Origin of the sequence: Enterococcus sp. AZ196, assembly GCF_050498845.1 — a bacterium.
GTDB classification, from domain to species: Bacteria; Bacillota; Bacilli; order Lactobacillales; family Enterococcaceae; genus Enterococcus_A; species Enterococcus_A murrayae.
Window position 1 is genome coordinate 1,979,952 of the sequence record NZ_JBIPAM010000001.1, and the last position, 17,689, is coordinate 1,997,640.

The window sequence follows — 17,689 nt, forward strand, 5'->3', positions numbered from 1 at the left end:
ACCCTCCCAAAAAAACGACTGCTGCTTTTTTGTTAAATGATTTCAGAATTTAATTGAGCTTTTCGGGTTTGTGATCATCAAAATGAATGATAGAATAAAGAATCGGACTAAACTAGGAAGGCAAATAGGGAAAATCGAGTAATTATTTTCAATTAAAAAATTACTACTTTAAACAAAATAAGGAGAACTAAATCATAATGACCAATGCACTTGAAATAAAGAATTTGAAAAAAGTATATGCCACTGGTGTGGAGGCCTTGAAGGGAATCGACTTAACCGTAGAAGAAGGCGATTTTTATGCCCTATTAGGACCAAACGGTGCTGGAAAATCCACGACGATTGGGATCATCACTTCACTAGTCAACAAAACATCCGGCAACGTCAAAGTTTTCGGCTATGATTTGGACAAAGAGCTAGTGATGGCAAAACAACAAATCGGTTTAGTGCCTCAGGAGTTCAACTTCAATCCGTTTGAAACAGTTCAGCAGATTGTCGTTAATCAAGCAGGCTACTATGGAGTCCCGCGGAAAGAAGCACTAGTCCGCAGTGAAAAATATTTGAAGCAATCAGATCTGTGGGAGAAGCGTGATGTCCGTGCTCGAATGCTTTCTGGCGGGATGAAACGCCGCTTGATGATTGCCCGTGCACTGATGCACGAGCCTAAATTGCTGATTCTAGATGAACCAACAGCTGGTGTGGATATTGAGCTACGCCGAGAAATGTGGACCTTCTTAAGAGAGCTTAATGCAAATGGCACGACGATTATTTTGACAACTCACTATTTAGAGGAAGCTGAGATGCTCTGTCGTAATATAGGGATTATTCAATCTGGAGAATTGATTGAAAATACCAGCATGAAATCACTGCTGGCAAAACTACAGTTCGAAACGTTTATTTTTGACCTGGCTCCTTATGACAAAAAGCCTACGATCAACGGCTTCAAGTATACTTTTGAAGACAGTCAAACCTTAGAAGTAGAGGTCGTGCGCGATCAAGGGATCAATGAATTATTCGAACAACTAACGAACCAAGGGATCAAAGTACTTTCTATGCGGAATAAATCCAACCGCCTAGAAGAACTATTCCTAAAAATCACGGAGGAAAATCATGTCTAATCTATATTTCACTGCCCTAAAAAGCTTGGCAGTCAAAGAAACAAATCGCTATCTAAGGATCTGGGTACAGACTTTGGTACCGCCGGTTATTACCACATCCTTATACTTTGTCATTTTTGGAAATCTAATTGGTGGACGTATCGGGGACATGGCTGGTTTTTCTTACATGGAATTTATCGTTCCTGGATTAATCATGATGTCGGCCATTACCAGTTCCTACGCTAACGTTTCATCCTCTTTCTTCTCGCAGAAATTCCAGAAGAACATCGAAGAAATTCTAGTCGCACCGGTACCCACTCATATTATCATCTGGGGCTTTGTGACTGGCGGGGTTGGTCGAAGCGTCTTAGTGGGCTCACTAGTTACTGTTATTTCGCTATTTTTCGTTCCGCTTCATGTGTACTCATGGGCGATCGTTGTCATTACCTTACTGATGACTGCTATTCTGTTCTCGTTAGCAGGTTTATTGAATGGTATTTTTGCACAATCCTTTGACGACGTTTCCATCGTACCAACATTTGTCCTGCAGCCATTAACTTACCTTGGCGGTGTTTTTTACGCCATTTCAATGTTGCCGCCATTTTGGCAGGCTGTCTCAAAAATCAATCCGATCGTTTACATGATCTCCGGTTTTCGTTACGGCTTCCTTGGTGTCATGGATGTATCGATCGTCGTATCAATGTCTATCTTAGTATTATTCATCGTAGTCCTTTACAGCGTTTGCTGGTATTTGATTGATCGCGGACGCGGATTGAGGAGTTAGCAAAGAAGAGCTGATTTAGCGGAAATTTCACGCTAAATCAGCTCTTTTTATTGCTATTTTCCAGTATTTCTACATCATCATTCTTAATCCAAAGCGCCTGCCGATCGTTGATTATCGCTAACTCCTTGTCCTTTTCATTTTCTCGAACCATCGTTTCCGACGCTTCCTTAAACTCGCGACTCTGATAATGAGGGACGACATTAAAATCAACCAAGCCTAAACCTTTGTAATCCGTTAATTCAGGTGCTTTCGTAGGATCGTCCATCACCGTCGAATAGCCAATATCCGGACAAGCCACGATTGCTCCTGCTGATTCACCAATATAAAGCTTGCCCCTTTCAACCTCTTTAATAATCAGCTGATCCGCTCCTGATCTGCGCAATTCTTGTAAAAGATAGAAGGTATTTCCACCGGCTATGTAGATCATGTCATTTTTGGCTAACGTAGCTTTGATTTGTTCATGAGAGGCCGTACGAATGTCCAGCTCTTCCACCTTCATACCATTGAAGCGCAAAGCCCACTTGCCGATTTTTACAAAAAAGCCCAGCTTCTCCACCTTGCTGGCTATCGGAATAAAGGTGACCGTTTTTCCTTTAACCTCTTCCACAGATTTCAATAAATGCGAAACATTTTGGAACATCGAAGCTAAAAACAGTTTCTTCATGACGATCCCACCCTTCAGTTATTATTATAAGCCATCTAGGAGCATGAAAAAAACTGATCTTGGATAACATATCCAAAACCAGCTTTCGATTAATAATAAACTTCATCCAAGAACAGACCTTGTGCCGGAGCCGTCTCCCCCGCGTCCGCCCGAACTTTATTTTCCAGTACCTCATCAATTACGGATAACGGCAGTTTTCCAGAACCGATCGCTAAAATCGTCCCCATCAAGATCCGCACCATCTTATGCAAGAAGCCATTACCCACAAAAATAAAACGCAGCATACTTCCCTCTTGTTCAATTGAAATCTTATCAATCGTCCGAGTCGTTGATTTCTTGGTCTTTTTCAAAGCAGAAAAACCGATAAAATCATGGGTACCCAGCAATTTATCACAGGCCGCCTGCATCTTCGCTACATCTAATTTTTCCGGCACATTAAAACTATGATACCGTTCAAAAGCTGTCGGAATCGGATCATTCCAGACATAATAGCTGTATTGCTTGCCCTTTACATTGTAGCGAGCATGAAATCGTTCCGGCATTTCCTCCACCTTTTTCACCACGATATCTCCTGGTAGGTAACGATTGAAAAACGACAGCATTTCTCCACGAGCCATTTCTGAATTCGTTTTGAAATTCGCCACCTGTCCTTTAGCATGCGCGCCCGCATCCGTCCGACCAGAGCCAATGATCTCGATTTTTTCACCTGTCATTTGGTTGATGACACTTTCGATTTTCCCTTGGATCGTTTTATCCGAATCCCCTAACCGTTGCCAGCCGAGATACCTTTTTCCATCGTATTCGATCGTTAATTTGATATTTCTCATTCAATTTTCCTCCTCATTCACTGCACACTGAATCAATGTACCACAGAACGCTGAGATGCTCTAGTAGAGAGGGCAAAAAGAGAGCTGGAACATTGGATAAAATGCGCCAGCTTTCATTTAATTTAAACGTATTCCATCATATTCATATATTCTCTCTTAATACGATTCAATGCCTCCAGCAATAAATCCCGCGGCATCCCGATACTCAATCGAACAAACCCTTCACCGTCCTGAACAAAGTAACTTCCAACCACCATTGTTAAGTTCGCGCGATGGAAAAATTCGGTCATCTCTGCTTCGTTCTTGAACCATTCTCGTACATCAATCCAAGCTAAGAAGGAGGATTCGGCTGGCATCACCTTCGCTTCAGGAATTTCTGAGAAGAAATCATAAATCAGCTGCATATTTCCTTCCACATAATCGATCATTTCATCCAACCATGCTTCACTCTCATTATAAGCTGCCACGATCGCAGGCACTGCGAAGACATGCGGAGAGGTAATCGAATTTCTTTTTAGCTGTTCCAACAAAGTTTCTCGAATCATCTGGTTCGGCATTACAACGTACGAAGTCTTCAATCCCCCTAAATTAAATCCTTTATTCGGCGAGAGACACAAAACACTGTGCTGCGAGATTTCTGGATGCGCATTCCAAATCGACGTAAATTTTTGTCCTTTATAGACGATATCCCGATGAATCTCATCGCAAACTAGCAGCACATTATGCCGAATACACAAATCTGCTAATTGGAAAAGCTCCTCCTTCGTCCAAATACGTCCAGAAGGATTTTGCGGACTGCAAAAAATAAACAGCTTAATGTCATTTTCGCTCATCTGCTGCTCCATATCGTCAAAATCAAGATAATAGCGATTGCCGCGATTGATCAACGAGCTGCAAAACAATTCCCGCTCATTATTTACAACCGCTTCAGCAAACGGATCATAAGCAGGTGTGTTAATCAAAACTCCTTGGCCCTTTTCTGTAAAGGCCTGTACGATATAATGCAACGTCGAAACCGTCCCAAAGGTCAGCTTGATCCATTCTTTTTCGATATAAGTGTCATACCGTCGCTGATTCCAATCAATCACGGCGTCATAGAATTCATCAGGTACATAAGAATAGCTATAATCCCCAATGCTTGCTCGCTTTATCAAAGCTGCTTGGATCGCTGGAGCGACTTCGAAATCAATATCAGCTAAGTCCATAGGTATCGCGTCTTCATCTAGCCCGAATTTCTCTTTCAATACCTGATTGCTCCATTTTCGCGCGTTTCCTTGCTTACGATCAATGATCTTATCCAAATTATACATAGCACTCACCTATGCTCACCAAATCTTTCGTGGTTTGATTCAGTGCAACACCAATACCGTTTTGGATCACGACATCATCCTCAATGCGAACACCGCCAAGTCCCGGCAAATAAATTCCTGGTTCTACACTCATCACCATGTTTTCTTTTAAGATCATTTGACTCTTCGGATTCAAGATCGGCACATCGCCGCCCATACCGATACCGTGGCCTAGGCCGTGACTAAAGTATTCACCATAACCAGCTTCGGTAATGATTTTTCGAGCAACTGCATCGACTTCTTGTCCGGTTACACCTGCGCGAATAAAATCAGCGGCCGCTTGCTGTGCTTCTTTTACGACCTGATAGATGGTTTTCAATTCTTGGCTAGGTTCACCTAACGTAATGGTCCGAGTCATATCTGATTGATAATCATCTAAGACGATTCCAAAATCGATCGTAATAAAATCGCCCGTTTCAAAAGCACGTCGTGTCGGTCGACCATGGGGCAGCGCACTGCGAGGTCCACTGGCAACGATGGGATCAAAAGCCATCGCAGCTGCACCCTTTTTCAATGAAAGATAATGGATTAAAGCTCCCAGCTCATTCTCACACATGCCAACCTTTATTTCTGGTAATAACTCTGCAAAAATTTCATCTGTCATTAGACAAGCATTTCTAATCAATTGAATTTCTTCAGCCGATTTGATTGCGCGTAGTTCTTGAATTTGGCTTGACCAAATCTCTACTTTATAGCCTTCCGAAAACTGGCAATATTCTTGGATAGACAAACCGTTTGGTTCGATCGCCAGATTTTTAATGTTTTGCTGATTCAGCCAACTGAACATTTTTGGCAAATAACTGCCTTGCGGAACTTCAAAATTTTCAAAACCTTCTGTTAAATCTTTTATTTCTTGCCGATAACGTCCATCAAAAAACTGTACTTGTGAAGAAGGAGTGACAACTAAATAGATGCCACTGCCTCCTAATGAACCAAAATATTTCTTGTTCTCGCGATTTTTGATGATGATTGCATCCTTGCCTGATTCTTTTAACAGCTGCTGCAATTTCTTAATCCTCATCTGCTACACTCCAATTCTAGAAGTCCAGATCTAAGCCATCCAAAATATCCGTATCCCCTTGGTCAAAGATATTTTTCTGTTCTTTTTTCTTCGCTTCATCTTTCAACTCGTTTCGTTCCATCACCTTAAAGAAGGGAACATAGATTGCGACTGCAAGGACTAATTGCAGAGCATTGACTAAGATTGTCCGCCAGTCTCCATTCGTCAAAAATCCTTCTAAGAAAACTCCCACATATGGCGGATCAAAGATCGGTTTATTGATCAATCCCCAATGCATGAAGAACATCGGCAACGTACCAATGATCGCTCCGCCGAATACATGTGGGATAAACATCAATGGATTCAAAATGATCGGTGCCCCAAACAAGATGGGCTCATTAATCCCAAACAAAGCAGGGAACAAGGACACTTTCCCGATTTGACGGTAGCGTTTTGATTTTGAAACCAGACAGGCCACAATACAACCAATCGAAATGCCGCATCCTGTGAATCCAAAGAATGCGCTAGATGCTCCAGCAGTATAGAAATGCGGAATGGGCTGCCCCGCTTGAAAAGCAGAAATATTTTCGGCAATAAAAGCAACCATGATCGGACGAGTAATCGGACTGAAAACAGACGAATGAATTCCAAAGAAGAAAATCAAGCATATACAGAAATTCAAAGCCAATACAGACCACGGATTGTCCATCGAACCAACCAATGGGGATAAGAAACGAGTCAGGATCGTTGGCGGTAATTCACCAGATGTTTGCATCAAAGCAAAGCGGCCAAGAATAAAGGTACCGCCAACAATCAATGTTACTGGAATAAGTTCAAATGATTTTGAGACAAAATCCGGTACCCCTTCCGGCATTCGAATGGTCAGATTGCGCTTTTTACAAAATTGATACAATTCCACAGTGATCAAGGCCACAAACATTGCAGTAAAAAGTCCTTTCGCACCAAAGTTAGTAATATCTAACAGGCCATTTTCATCAAACGTCGCCGTCATAAACAAAAAACCGAAAAGTGATAAGGTCACTGCACCTGGAATGTATAGTTTGTAATGATTTCCTAAATTGTAAGAAATTGCGGCACAAGCATAAAGTCCGATCAAGCCAGTCGACAATGTCACTGGCAAGTTAAACAGCTCTGCATTGCTCAAAATAAATTTACTAAATGCGTTGGATTCTCCCAGCATATTTGGCAATGCAGGCAAGATAGCAAAGAAGCTTCCTAAAATAGTGAAGGGGGTCATAGCAACCATCCCAGCTTTGATAGCACTCAAATGTCGTTGGTTATCGACCTTGTGAGCTAATGGGACGAAGAAACGGTTCATAAAAGCCTCAAATTTTGCGAACATAATATTTCTCCTCTTCTATTTGGTTTATACTGTTTGCTTAGCTAGCTGATGTTTTTTATGAGTGACTAAAGCCAGTTTCATTACAGTTGCGCCATCCATTTGTCCATACACATCTTTATCAATCACTGCATAAGGAATATCTCGCGGCTCCAGAATGGATTTGATGAAGTCGATTTTGTGAGTGATTTGCGGTCCAACTAAGACGATATCCCAGCCATCGATTTGACTTTCAATTGAATCAGCTGGTATCGCAGTAAAATCAAAGTCCTCATCCTTTAATTTTGCGCTTTGTTGCACTACCTTGCGCATATTTTGCATCAGCATATTTGTAGAGAATCCTCCAGCACAGCATAGTAAAATTTTCATAACTCATTTCCCCTTTTCTCTATTTTTATTATTGTAAGACTGAGATTAATGTTTCGATCAAATCGCGCGCTAATTGACTAGTCATGTAATGATCCTGTGCATGGACCATCAGTAAGCCAACATTTGATGATTCTATCTCCTCATTCAGTTCACGACTAATCAATTCCGTCTGAATATTATGAGCTTCTAAATCTAAATCGCGTGACTCTGCAATTAGTCCTTTTGCTCTATCGAAATCTTTGGTTTTGACACATTTTAATGCTTCGAAAGCTTTGGCTTTGCTTTCGCCAGCGATTGAGATCAATTGGACGATTTCTTGTTCTTCTTTTGTCATGTTGTTCTATCCCCTTTAAATGAAATCCGCCACGCGGTGATACGTTGCTTCCGTGAAATCTTTGATTAAGCCTTCATACAGATCAATCATTTGTTGAACATCTTGTTTATTTACGATCGAATAAGCACAATGACCATAGCGGACTGGTAAAATCGTCACAACAGTCGGTTTTCCTTCATTTACTTTATGCGCTTCGCCGCCATCGGTACCGCCGGAATTAAACATATCCAGCTGCAACGGAATATTTCCTTTTTTTGCAGTTTCCTTAACGTAATGAACCATTTCTAGATTTGGAGCCAACGTTCGGTCAAAATGTGTCAGGATCGGACCCTTGCCGATTTGGCGCTGATTGGTGTGATCACGGACAAATTCAGTACTGAAGGTTGCCACATCAATAACAAAAACGACATCTGGATTCATCATTTGTACAGCTGTCTTCGCCCCTCGGATGCCCACTTCTTCGCTGCTGGTATTAGCAAAATGGATGGTTAATGGCAATTCCTCCGCGGCTAATCTTTTCATCAACTCGCCCATTACAAAGCAAGCTAACCGGTCGTCAAATGCTTTTCCAGCATAGATATCCTTAACAGCAAATTCTTCGAACTCAGTGGCATAGCATCCCATATTACCAACCTCAATACCCAAAGCAGCCACTTCCTCCGCACTCGTTGCCCCAATATCGCAGTAAAGGTTGTCTGTCTTGCCCTCACGATAGTCGCCGTTGACGATGCCGTTTATTTTTCTTCCATCAAAGGTCGTGATCCGAATTTTTTGCAGATGCTGAGCCAGCGGCTTCACTCCGCCTACGACCATTAAATGAATTAGGCCTAAATCACTAATGCTTCGAACCATAAAACCAACTTCATCCATATGTCCGCAGATCATAATACTTTTGGGACTTTTTCCCTTTTTGGTAAAAATCAGGCTGCCAAGTCCATCTGTTCTTTTTTTGTAGGGCAGTTCTCCCAGCTCGGTTAAAATCGTTTGGCGGACCTCCCTTTCATTACTGGCTATTCCGTCAGCGTTGGAAAGTTTTTTCAAAAAATCAATGTTCACTCAAATTCCTTCTTCCTAAAACTCGTTTTAATGTATAGTAAAATTCGTGATAATCTTTACTTTCGACTAATGCATTGATTGCTGCTGGATGATTCATCAACTTGCTTAACTCTTTCGAGATGATTTGATGAATCTCTAGTTGCTCCGCCTTTAGTGAAACCATAAAAATAATCTTTGCTGTTCGTTCAGTCTTACCTGCTCCTTCAGGCAATAAGCAAACCGCGACTCGATTTTCTTTGCCCGACATAACCAATGGATGAGGGATAGCAATCCCATTCTGATAAATCGTCGATAAATAGTTTTCTCGTTCCATCAAAGATTCCTTGTAGCCTGCAAAACCAACTTGCTCCTCTACCTGATCAGCTAAATCCATCAAAATATCAGGATAGTCTCGATAGTTATCAATCCGAAACAACAACTCGGAAAATAATTCAAAAAACGCTCGTTCAACTGAAAAATTTTCTTCATTCTTTAATAGGTTAAGATTTTCACTCACCTCTAGATAATCAAGCTCACTTTGAATCTCACTCATTAAGATGATTGGACAATCGACCTCGATCGTTAATTCAATAATCGAAAAGATCAAATCGGGATAATAGGCTTGAACGTTCTCCATTTCAAACATTGAAAACGTTTGAATCTTCGCTCGCGGAAAAATTCGCTTCAATTTCATTTCTACCAGGTAAGCCATCCCACCACCAGACGAACAAACTACTGCGATCCGATAGATATTTTCAATCAATTTCTGCTGCCATTTGTGATAGGGGACTGTCATGTGAGTCGCCAGATAACCAATTTCATCAGAAGCGATTTTCAGCTCAAATTTTTCCTCCAGCCATTTTGAAAAAAGCACTGCGAAATTAAAAATCATAGGATAGTCCTTACTGATAACCTCTAAGTAAGGGTTACTGAAGTTCACTTCCTTGCGTGAACGCTCGATCAATGCCGCGACATGTAGATAGACGAGATCAATGAATTCTTGATCGGTAGAAAAATGAGTATTTTGCTGCTGGTCCATTTGTTGGAAAAAGCTGCTGATCTCCTTCTTCAGTAATTGCTTGTTGCTCAGGATTTCGAGCTTCTTCGTTTTGGCTAGCAGACTAGCTTCAAAGTACTCATGAACCTCCTTTTGAACAGGAACCGACAAGCTTGTTTCCAAAAGAACTTCCGTTAAAAAGGACTTAGGAATGTCATCCTGCACAGTCCTTCTATTGATCAATAATAGTAAATACAGCTCCTCTTCCAGCCTTCGAAATTCCACGTAATCGATCTCCCAATTATGCTTGCCGATCAAATGATAGAGACTATCTTTCAGCTGCTGCTGTTGTTCAAGAAGGATTGCTGCTTCCAGCTTTTCCAGTAATTTCGCATTGCCTCGCTGATAGCGATCTAAAAGCAATAACAGCCGGTTCTTCAATTCGCTGATAATACGAATACCATAATGAGCTTTCCGTTCCAAACTCAAAGAACTGCCCTTAAGATATAGCTCAAGCTTGGAAAGATCCTTTTTAATCTGGCTCCCGCTGACTGACAGCTCCTCACTCAATTGTTTGACTGTCTGATAATTTTCATCAATCAACAATAAACTCAATAAGGACTCAAGACGATCCTTTTGCATTTCAATCACTGTCTCAGTAAAACCTCTCAAATACGAAGAAAATTTTTCCTCATCTGAAACAATCAGCCGATAGCCCAGCTTAGCAGATCTTTCAATCACAAAGCCTTGTTGTAATTCTGATAGTCCTTGCAGATCATTACGGATTGTTCTGGATGAAACACCAATCTTTTTGGCTAACTGATCGATTTTTAAGTAGTCATTTGCCCTTAACGCTGTCAGTATTTGTACCTCTCTCATCCACACCGCTCCTTTCTTCTTAATGAAGACTCTTTATTAACAAATTGTCTATCCTCACGATGTCCAGCAATCGCAAAAAAATTTTCTCTGCTTGCTTATCCATAGACAAAGAAATTAAATTAGCGTCTTTGCAAGCGCAATCATTTACATACACAGTATAAGAAACCCCTTTCAATTAGAAAAGTTGAACTTTTTCCACCTAACAGTGCAAAACGTATCTGTTTAAAAAATAAGCTTTTTAATCACTAGTGCCGCGACACGGTGGATGCTTTAAGAATTGTATCAACCCTCATTTACTATCACAATAAAAATGATAAGTTTAATAGATTACAAATCCGCAAAAGCAGTAAGCAAATAGAATACGTTTATTTTTTCTCTTTGAAAACAATGCCGAAAAAAGATCAACCATCACAATAGATGGTCGATCTTTCTCATTTCCTTTATACATTAGCAAAAAACTTCCTAAAAAAGCAGTCCTCTCATTACGAAAGAACTGCTCATCCAAAAACTATTTTCCTAGTACCAATCGTCTAGTATAGACAGCTTGACCCGAATGCATCACGGCATCATCAATAGCCGAAATAATCCGTACTTGACGTGTGACTGGCGGATCCCAGTTCGTATCAATCACCTCAGCAAGGCTGCCCTCATCGAGTTTGTCTAGATACTGCTTCGTAAATTCAACACTGGCAGACAAGTAATCACGCACCAATTGACGATCCGTTACAATAACTTTCGCTGCTTCTTCTGGTGTATGCCGATAATCTTCTGTATCATCTGGTAAATCTAAGGCAAATTTTTCTGACCATCCAGCACTTGTCCATAAATATTCCGTTCCATTTAAATCAGAGATTTGCATGTCTAATTCACGCGCTGTATGCCACATCAGCCAAATCACCGATTTGATCAAAGGCGCCGGCATCTCATTCGCTTCTTCTGTCGTCATCTGAGCAAAGGTATCCTCAAATCGTTCTTGCGCACGATCCAGCATTTCCATTGCAAATTGTGTATTCTCCATCTTGTGAGCCCTCCAATTCTTATTGTTGTACTCCTTTTTTCAAAAAAACGAACTTCATTTCTTCCTTCACTTTACTACGGTGATTTTTCAAGTGCAACTATTCAGGAGCCGAATATAAGTAAACGAAATCATTCACCACTTGTTCGGCTTCGTCTATCTGGTCGAAGTGAAAATGTAATTTTTGTTCAGAAAAAGGAACCACCAAATCATTTAGGTCGCGTTGCAGCTTAATTTTATTCTTTGGTAAGAAGCTATGGGTGAACTGATCCAAATCAATGTTTGGTTGAATCACCAGCGCTCCCGCCGAATAAAAAACTACAGGAATTCCATCAACAGTTTCTAACAATGTAAAATTCATCAACTCTTCTTCTGAAAGTTGAGAATCAATATACGCTTGTAAAATCAAAAATTGCTGCGCATGGTTAAATACTTGTTTAAACTCATTCATCACGTTACTCCTCTATCAAAATCGCTGGAATCCCTAAACCAGCCAAAATACGAGCCGAGGTATAGGTATTCAGACCTTTTCTAAAGGTAATATAAACTTTACGATCGCTCGGAATTTCACCGATTCGATCACGCAGCTCATTCATCGGAATATTCTTGGTCGCTTCGATGCTGCCAGACGTTGCTTTATTGGGTTCACGAATATCTAAAAAGAAGGCATTTTTAAGATCTTCTGCCGGAATATCCGCTGCCTTGATTGTTTCTACAACATTGGTCATTTGGTTGATTGCTACATATCCAGCAATATTCAATGGATCGCGTGTCGTTGAATACGGCGGCGAGTATGGCAGCTCCAAATCTGGCAAATCAAAAACAGTTAGATTTCCAGTAATCGCGACCGATAATTCCCCCATACGTTTGTCCACGCCTTTTTCTCCAACCGCTTGACCGCCTAAAATTTTCCCAGTTGCTGCATCGAAAATAATTTTAAGATTTAATCGCGTTGCTCCTGGGTAGAAATTCGCGTGATCAAATGGTGTCACAAATACTGACTTATAATTCGTAATGCCAGCAGCCTTCAATGCGTGTTCAGTCATACCGGCATAGCTTGCGGTGTAATCAAAAATTTTCGCTACACCCGCACCTATATAGCCGCGATAGCGCATTGGCGTACCATTAATCATATCCGCCAACATATGACCTTGACGATTAGCCGCACTCGATAGCATGCTCGATGTGGCTAATCCTGTAACCACACTCGTTGTCTTGATAATATCGCCAATCGCATAAATATCCGATACATTTGTTTCTAATTGATCATTGACGACGATTTGTCCGTCTTCAGACAATTCAATCCCTGCTGTTTTTGCCACTTCATTATTTGGCGCCACTCCTGTCGCAAAAATAATCATGTCTGGCTCAAGAGTCTTGCCATCAGATAAAAGTACTTCTTTACCCGCTTGGCGAATTTCTGCCACGTGACTATTCAAATGAATATGCAGCCCATTTTCGATCAACTTATCATAGATCAAATCGGCAATTTCCTCATCATATGGAAAAGCTACTTGCGGCAGCTGATCAACAAGTGTCACCTCCATTCCACGATGCTTAAAGTTTTCAGCCAATTCCAGTCCCATCACTCCGGCGCCTAAAACCAATACCTTTCTAGGCGCCTGTTCATCGATAAATGTTTTGATCTCAGCAGCATCTGTTACACTCCGCAATACAAATCCATTCTCTGCCTGTTCCGCTCCCTTGATCGGCGGCAAAGTCGGCCGCGCCCCTGCGGAAATAACTAATTTATCATAATCAGTCGTTGTTTCTTCGTCAGTCTTTATATCTTTGACGACTAGCTGCTTTTTATCTGGATCAATCGCCTGTACCTCGTGTGTCGTAAAGACATCGATATTGTTTTTCACCTTCAAAATTTCCGGTGTCCGTTCGATCAAAGAATCTAAGTCTTCAATCACCCCGCCTAAATAATACGGCAGCGCACAGCTAGCGTAGGAAATATTCTCTCCACGTTCATAAATCACGATCTCGTGCTCTTCATCCAAGCGACGCAACCGCGTGGCAAATGAAGGACCGCCTGCTACTCCGCCGATAACAACAATTTTCATGGTAAGCTCCCCTTTTTATATTGAGTTCAAGCCTATTTTCAACGCGTGTCTCATTTTATTAGGTCCATCTTATATGCAATACGCCCAATTTTTAGACACTAAAATTAGAAGTATGACCTCTTTCTTGATAGTACTATTTTTACAAAATACCAGCAAAGAATTGTTCTCCCAGAGATTTTTTAAATAAAAAAGATCAATCACCTCATTCGATGATTGATCTTCAACTATTTTTTCTTTAGTTCCCTTAAACTTGTTGTTTTACCATTGCTTACTACTTTCAATTTCAATTGTTTACGACCCGTTCTGATTGCATGGTATTCGATTTTATTTCCATCATCGGTCATTACGACTCGCTTTTTGTTTGAATTGACAGCAACTTTCGCATGTTTTAAAACAGTAGTACCGTTACATTTGATTATCCAGTCAGTAAACTCAGCATTTTGTGCTTTGAACGAATAGCCGGTCGATTGGTTCGTCCAACCACCCTGGAGCCAAGCAGAATTATTGGGCATTACTCTGTTCACAATCGTCAAAAGCATTAGAACTGCAAGAAGCATTAATCCACTGGCAATTTGCTTTTTCCATTTGAACAAGTAATTCACAAGATTTTCTTTGATTTCTGAAATAGTTGAAATACTCATCTTATGTATACCGCCTCCAATAATCGTATAATCATACATTTTCTCTAGATAGTGAAAATCGTAACATAATGCTTTTGAGTTTACAAATCCTTTTTAACCATTTTCATTTTTAAATATGAATAGAAAAGGATCAGTCATCTTCTCTAATGGCTGACCCGCGTCTCATTATTCAACTAAAGTGTCTTCAATAATCGCTACAGCTGCTTGAACATAGTCAACACATGGCTTTCTACCTAGCAGCTTTGTGCAATACAATGAACCGCACTTTCCCTCAAACGCTTGTGTCATTTCAACTAAAAATCTTCCGGCCTCATCATCTTTACATTTAGCAGGATCAGCCCTGTCTGGCGTTCCTTTTAAATAATTAGCTACCATGTACGCACCGGCTAATGCACCGCATAATCCTTGGTAATTCCCTCCGCCATAGTCGCTAGCAAGGCTGTTGGCATGATCCAGCCCTACTCCTATTTCTTTGCAATAGGCCCCTACGATCGCTTGACAACAGTTACAGCCCGCTTGAAAATATGTCATTGCCTGCTCTTGATGATCCATGCTCTCCCATCCCTTCGACACACTGACTTAAATTCTTTTCACCAATGTAATACAAGGTACGCCATCTTCTTCATAAAGCTCCCCATCTCTGAGATAACCTAATTTTTCATAAAATACTGCCGCAGTCAATTCCGCATGAATCCAAATCTGCTTAAACTCTTTCTCCAAGGCCAAATTCTCTAAAGCTCTGATTACTTGGCTACCCAAGTGTTTTCCTCGGTAGCCATCTATTGTCGCTACACGGCCAATGCGTGCAATTCCAGCAGCTTCTGTTAGCAGGCGAGCGGTGGCAACTGGCAGTGAGCCGGCGAAAAGGACACAATAAACCGTATCAGCTGTATCATTTTGATCAAACTCTTCTGACAATGCGAGAGCTCTTTCCAAAACAAAGACCTTCATACGAACATAGCAGCTGGCCGCTCGTAAATATTGCGCATTGCCTATCTCTAATCTTAAATCCAGCATGAGTCCTCCTCGTTTCTTCATTATTATACTATTTTTCTTGATACTCTTTAAGAGGCAGACCTGCCTCTTTTAGAAACGGCGAGGCAGCAGTCGTTTTATTATTGACTGTCTTAGGAAAGGTGACATAAAGGTTCTCTTTTGCACGCGTAATTGCAACATACATTAATCGCCGCTGCTCTTCTAACGTTGTTGGCGGAGCTGCCTCGCCTTTTGCTTTTTGCAAATCACAGTCAGCTTTTTTGACAGTATGGTGGTTTGGCAGCGCATCTTGATAAACACCTTTGACAAAAATATTTTTCTTTCCCAGTCCTTTGCTAGCATGGATCGACAATAAATAAACAGCATTCAATTTTTCCTGATTATAGTCATTCAACCGTTTTTTCATCCCTTGATTTTGTTGACTGGTTTGTTGAAACGCCTCTAGAAGACCGGGCCAATCGCCTGCTGCGGATAATTCTTTCTGCAGCCAATCAGCTTCTTCATCACTCAAATCCTTTTTGAATTTTGGTGTCGTTAATAACGCAGCGGCAAACGCAGCAAGATCCAGTTGCTGCCGTTGATAAAACAAATAAATTTGCTTAAAGAATTCCTTCGCCTGATCCTGGGATGCCTGCGAGAGCTTTCGTTCACTGATTAAAAAAGCGATGAGCTCGTTGATTTTGAATTTATTTTTGCTGAATAACTCCTCGCTGAATTTAGCGCTGACATCAAATTTGATATAGTGAAAAAAGGCATATTGTTGAATGATTTTTTTCAATGCCTCATTTTTCTGCTGCATGGATGTTGCTGACGCCAGCATTTCTAACTGCTGGAAAAGCGTTTTAAACAATGGTAGTCCAAAAATCCCTAACAAATCATCATTGGAGGGTGTGACAAACGGGACGTTCTGCTTTTCTAATTGTTTCAACAATGAACGTAATTGTACACGTGTTGGAAATAAAACCATCGTATCGCGATAATCAGGGCTCCCGTCAGCTAGAGGTGTTTTCCGTGCCAGGCTTTGGATTTTCTGTCCAATCCAGGCGGCTTCAGCCTCGTCATCAGGAAAACCAATGCCATAGCAATCATGAACCGTCGTTGTTTTGTTGGCAGTCATAACTTTTTCTAACCGATCATGCGCATTGTAGTGAATCAATCGGTTTCCCGCCTCCACAATTGGTGCGTCTGAACGATAATTGGTCATTAATTGCAAGGTGGTTTGTTGGTACTCTTGTTCAAATTCTTTGATATAACTAGGCTCTGCTCCACGAAAATAATAAATACTTTGATCATCATCGCCAACAATGATCAGCTTACCTGAATTTATCTGCTCAGACTGTTTATCTGGCGGACAAATCAATGCGACGATTTGCTTTTGCAATGGATTGATATCTTGAAACTCGTCGATAAAAATGTAACGATATTTTTCCTGTAAAAAATGACGAGCTGATTCATCCTTTTCCAAGATCTGCTTTAAATTAAACAGCATGTCATCAAAATTGATAAACTGCTGAACTCTTTTCAACTTTTCTAATTCAGCTAAAAACTGCTGAAATACCTTACTCAATTGCTGATTTGGAAGAATCTCTTCTTTATCAAAATATTTTGCAATAAAATTAACCATCTCTTGATCAGAATAACCCATATTTCTCCAGTAGCTAATCCGTGAAGCGATCGTTCGATCTTCAAATTTATCAAAATTATATAACCGATATTTTTTGATCAATTGATTTATTGCTTGATAATAGTGCTCCTCATTGACCTCAGCTTCGATTCCCCACTGCTTCGCCGAGGGGATTTGGCGCACCAAATCATTATATTCTGCATTAAACCAGCTATGGAACGTTTGAACGTTGATCCGAGCATAGCCGCCTAAGTATTGATTGACACGTGCCTCCATTTCCATTTTCGCTTTGCGGGAAAAGGTACACATCATAATCGTCTTTGGGTCAACTGCTTTTTCTAGTACTAAATAGGCCGCTTTCGCGCAAATCGTCTGTGTCTTTCCACTTCCCGCACCAGCAATGATTCGTAAATGCGTCTGCATTGGAAAACGAATTGCCCTTAGTTGTTCTTCACTGAAAGAATGGCCACCATTTTTAACGATCAATTGTTCCAGGGTATCTCTGTCTTGTGTTTCGTTTGTTTCTCGTTCAATTAAATCAGATTTTATGTAATTTGAAAGCTTCGTAAGCATGAATAAACGATTCCCTTCTATGTAAAAAATCATACCTGTCCATTATAACGGAATCATTCATTTTTGATAGTAAATAATA

18 protein-coding genes are annotated in these 17,689 nt (G+C 40.8%); 2 read left to right on the forward strand and 16 right to left on the reverse strand.

The genetic code is table 11. The features are described from left to right. The first annotated feature begins 197 nt into the window (after positions 1–197). Together IGI67_RS09545 and IGI67_RS09550 are read left to right on the forward strand one after the other, a co-directional pair. The gene (locus IGI67_RS09545) at positions 198–1,115 is read left to right on the forward strand and encodes an ABC transporter ATP-binding protein (RefSeq protein ID WP_429957546.1); all 918 of its coding nucleotides are present in this window, start codon (positions 198–200) and stop codon (positions 1,113–1,115) included. Continuing rightward, on the forward strand, positions 1,108–1,878 hold the full coding sequence (locus tag IGI67_RS09550; RefSeq protein WP_207110423.1) for an ABC transporter permease: 771 nt from the start codon (positions 1,108–1,110) through the stop codon (positions 1,876–1,878). The genes IGI67_RS09545 and IGI67_RS09550 overlap by 8 nt, the downstream gene beginning before the upstream one ends. Before the next feature lie 37 nt (positions 1,879–1,915). Here the strand turns inward: IGI67_RS09550 and IGI67_RS09555 are convergent, their stop codons facing one another. From IGI67_RS09555 to IGI67_RS09630, 16 genes are all read right to left on the reverse strand, one after another. Beyond that, positions 1,916–2,542, reverse strand: a complete 627-nt coding sequence (locus IGI67_RS09555; protein ID WP_429957547.1) for a Type 1 glutamine amidotransferase-like domain-containing protein — start codon at positions 2,540–2,542, stop codon at positions 1,916–1,918. A gap of 89 nt (positions 2,543–2,631) precedes the next feature. Then, positions 2,632–3,369 (reverse strand): tRNA pseudouridine(38-40) synthase TruA, encoded by a 738-nt coding sequence (gene truA, locus IGI67_RS09560; RefSeq protein ID WP_429957548.1) that lies wholly within the window; start codon positions 3,367–3,369, stop codon positions 2,632–2,634. A 122-nt stretch (positions 3,370–3,491) separates the two neighbouring features. Beyond that, on the reverse strand, positions 3,492–4,679 hold the full coding sequence (locus IGI67_RS09565; protein WP_429957549.1) for a MalY/PatB family protein: 1,188 nt from the start codon (positions 4,677–4,679) through the stop codon (positions 3,492–3,494). Next, positions 4,672–5,739, reverse strand: coding sequence for a M24 family metallopeptidase (locus tag IGI67_RS09570; RefSeq protein WP_429957550.1), 1,068 nt, complete (start codon positions 5,737–5,739; stop codon positions 4,672–4,674). Before IGI67_RS09570 ends, IGI67_RS09565 begins: the two co-directional genes overlap by 8 nt. Before the next feature lie 16 nt (positions 5,740–5,755). Further along, positions 5,756–7,081, reverse strand: a complete 1,326-nt coding sequence (locus IGI67_RS09575) for a PTS sugar transporter subunit IIC (RefSeq protein ID WP_207110428.1) — start codon at positions 7,079–7,081, stop codon at positions 5,756–5,758. 24 nt (positions 7,082–7,105) lie between these two features. Beyond that, a complete protein-coding gene (locus IGI67_RS09580) occupies positions 7,106–7,447 on the reverse strand; it encodes a PTS sugar transporter subunit IIB (RefSeq protein WP_207110429.1) in 342 nt (113 codons plus the stop codon). Between the two features lie 28 nt (positions 7,448–7,475). After that, positions 7,476–7,781, reverse strand: coding sequence for a PTS lactose/cellobiose transporter subunit IIA (locus tag IGI67_RS09585; RefSeq protein ID WP_207110430.1), 306 nt, complete (start codon positions 7,779–7,781; stop codon positions 7,476–7,478). A gap of 15 nt (positions 7,782–7,796) precedes the next feature. Continuing rightward, complete coding sequence (ypdE, locus tag IGI67_RS09590; protein WP_429957551.1) at positions 7,797–8,837, reverse strand: aminopeptidase; 1,041 nt, start codon at positions 8,835–8,837, stop codon at positions 7,797–7,799. Then, a complete protein-coding gene (locus IGI67_RS09595) occupies positions 8,827–10,692 on the reverse strand; it encodes a BglG family transcription antiterminator (RefSeq protein ID WP_429957552.1) in 1,866 nt (621 codons plus the stop codon). Before IGI67_RS09595 ends, ypdE begins: the two co-directional genes overlap by 11 nt. Before the next feature lie 508 nt (positions 10,693–11,200). Beyond that, complete coding sequence (locus tag IGI67_RS09600) at positions 11,201–11,710, reverse strand: DinB family protein (RefSeq protein ID WP_429957553.1); 510 nt, start codon at positions 11,708–11,710, stop codon at positions 11,201–11,203. 97 nt (positions 11,711–11,807) lie between these two features. Continuing rightward, positions 11,808–12,158 carry a hypothetical protein gene (locus IGI67_RS09605; protein ID WP_207110434.1) on the reverse strand — a complete coding sequence of 117 codons (351 nt, stop codon included), beginning with the start codon at positions 12,156–12,158 and terminating at the stop codon, positions 11,808–11,810. Positions 12,159–12,162: 4 nt separating this feature from the next. Further along, positions 12,163–13,776: an FAD-dependent oxidoreductase gene (locus IGI67_RS09610; RefSeq protein WP_429957554.1), complete on the reverse strand. Its 1,614-nt coding sequence runs from the start codon at positions 13,774–13,776 to the stop codon at positions 12,163–12,165. A 224-nt stretch (positions 13,777–14,000) separates the two neighbouring features. Continuing rightward, the gene (locus IGI67_RS09615; RefSeq protein WP_429957555.1) at positions 14,001–14,417 is read right to left on the reverse strand and encodes a hypothetical protein; all 417 of its coding nucleotides are present in this window, start codon (positions 14,415–14,417) and stop codon (positions 14,001–14,003) included. A 165-nt stretch (positions 14,418–14,582) separates the two neighbouring features. After that, positions 14,583–14,969 (reverse strand): C-GCAxxG-C-C family protein, encoded by a 387-nt coding sequence (locus IGI67_RS09620; protein ID WP_207110437.1) that lies wholly within the window; start codon positions 14,967–14,969, stop codon positions 14,583–14,585. A gap of 27 nt (positions 14,970–14,996) precedes the next feature. Beyond that, positions 14,997–15,434, reverse strand: coding sequence for a GNAT family N-acetyltransferase (locus IGI67_RS09625; RefSeq protein WP_207110438.1), 438 nt, complete (start codon positions 15,432–15,434; stop codon positions 14,997–14,999). A 28-nt stretch (positions 15,435–15,462) separates the two neighbouring features. Continuing rightward, a complete protein-coding gene (locus tag IGI67_RS09630; protein ID WP_207110439.1) occupies positions 15,463–17,610 on the reverse strand; it encodes an ATP-dependent helicase in 2,148 nt (715 codons plus the stop codon). Positions 17,611–17,689 lie beyond the last annotated feature (79 nt).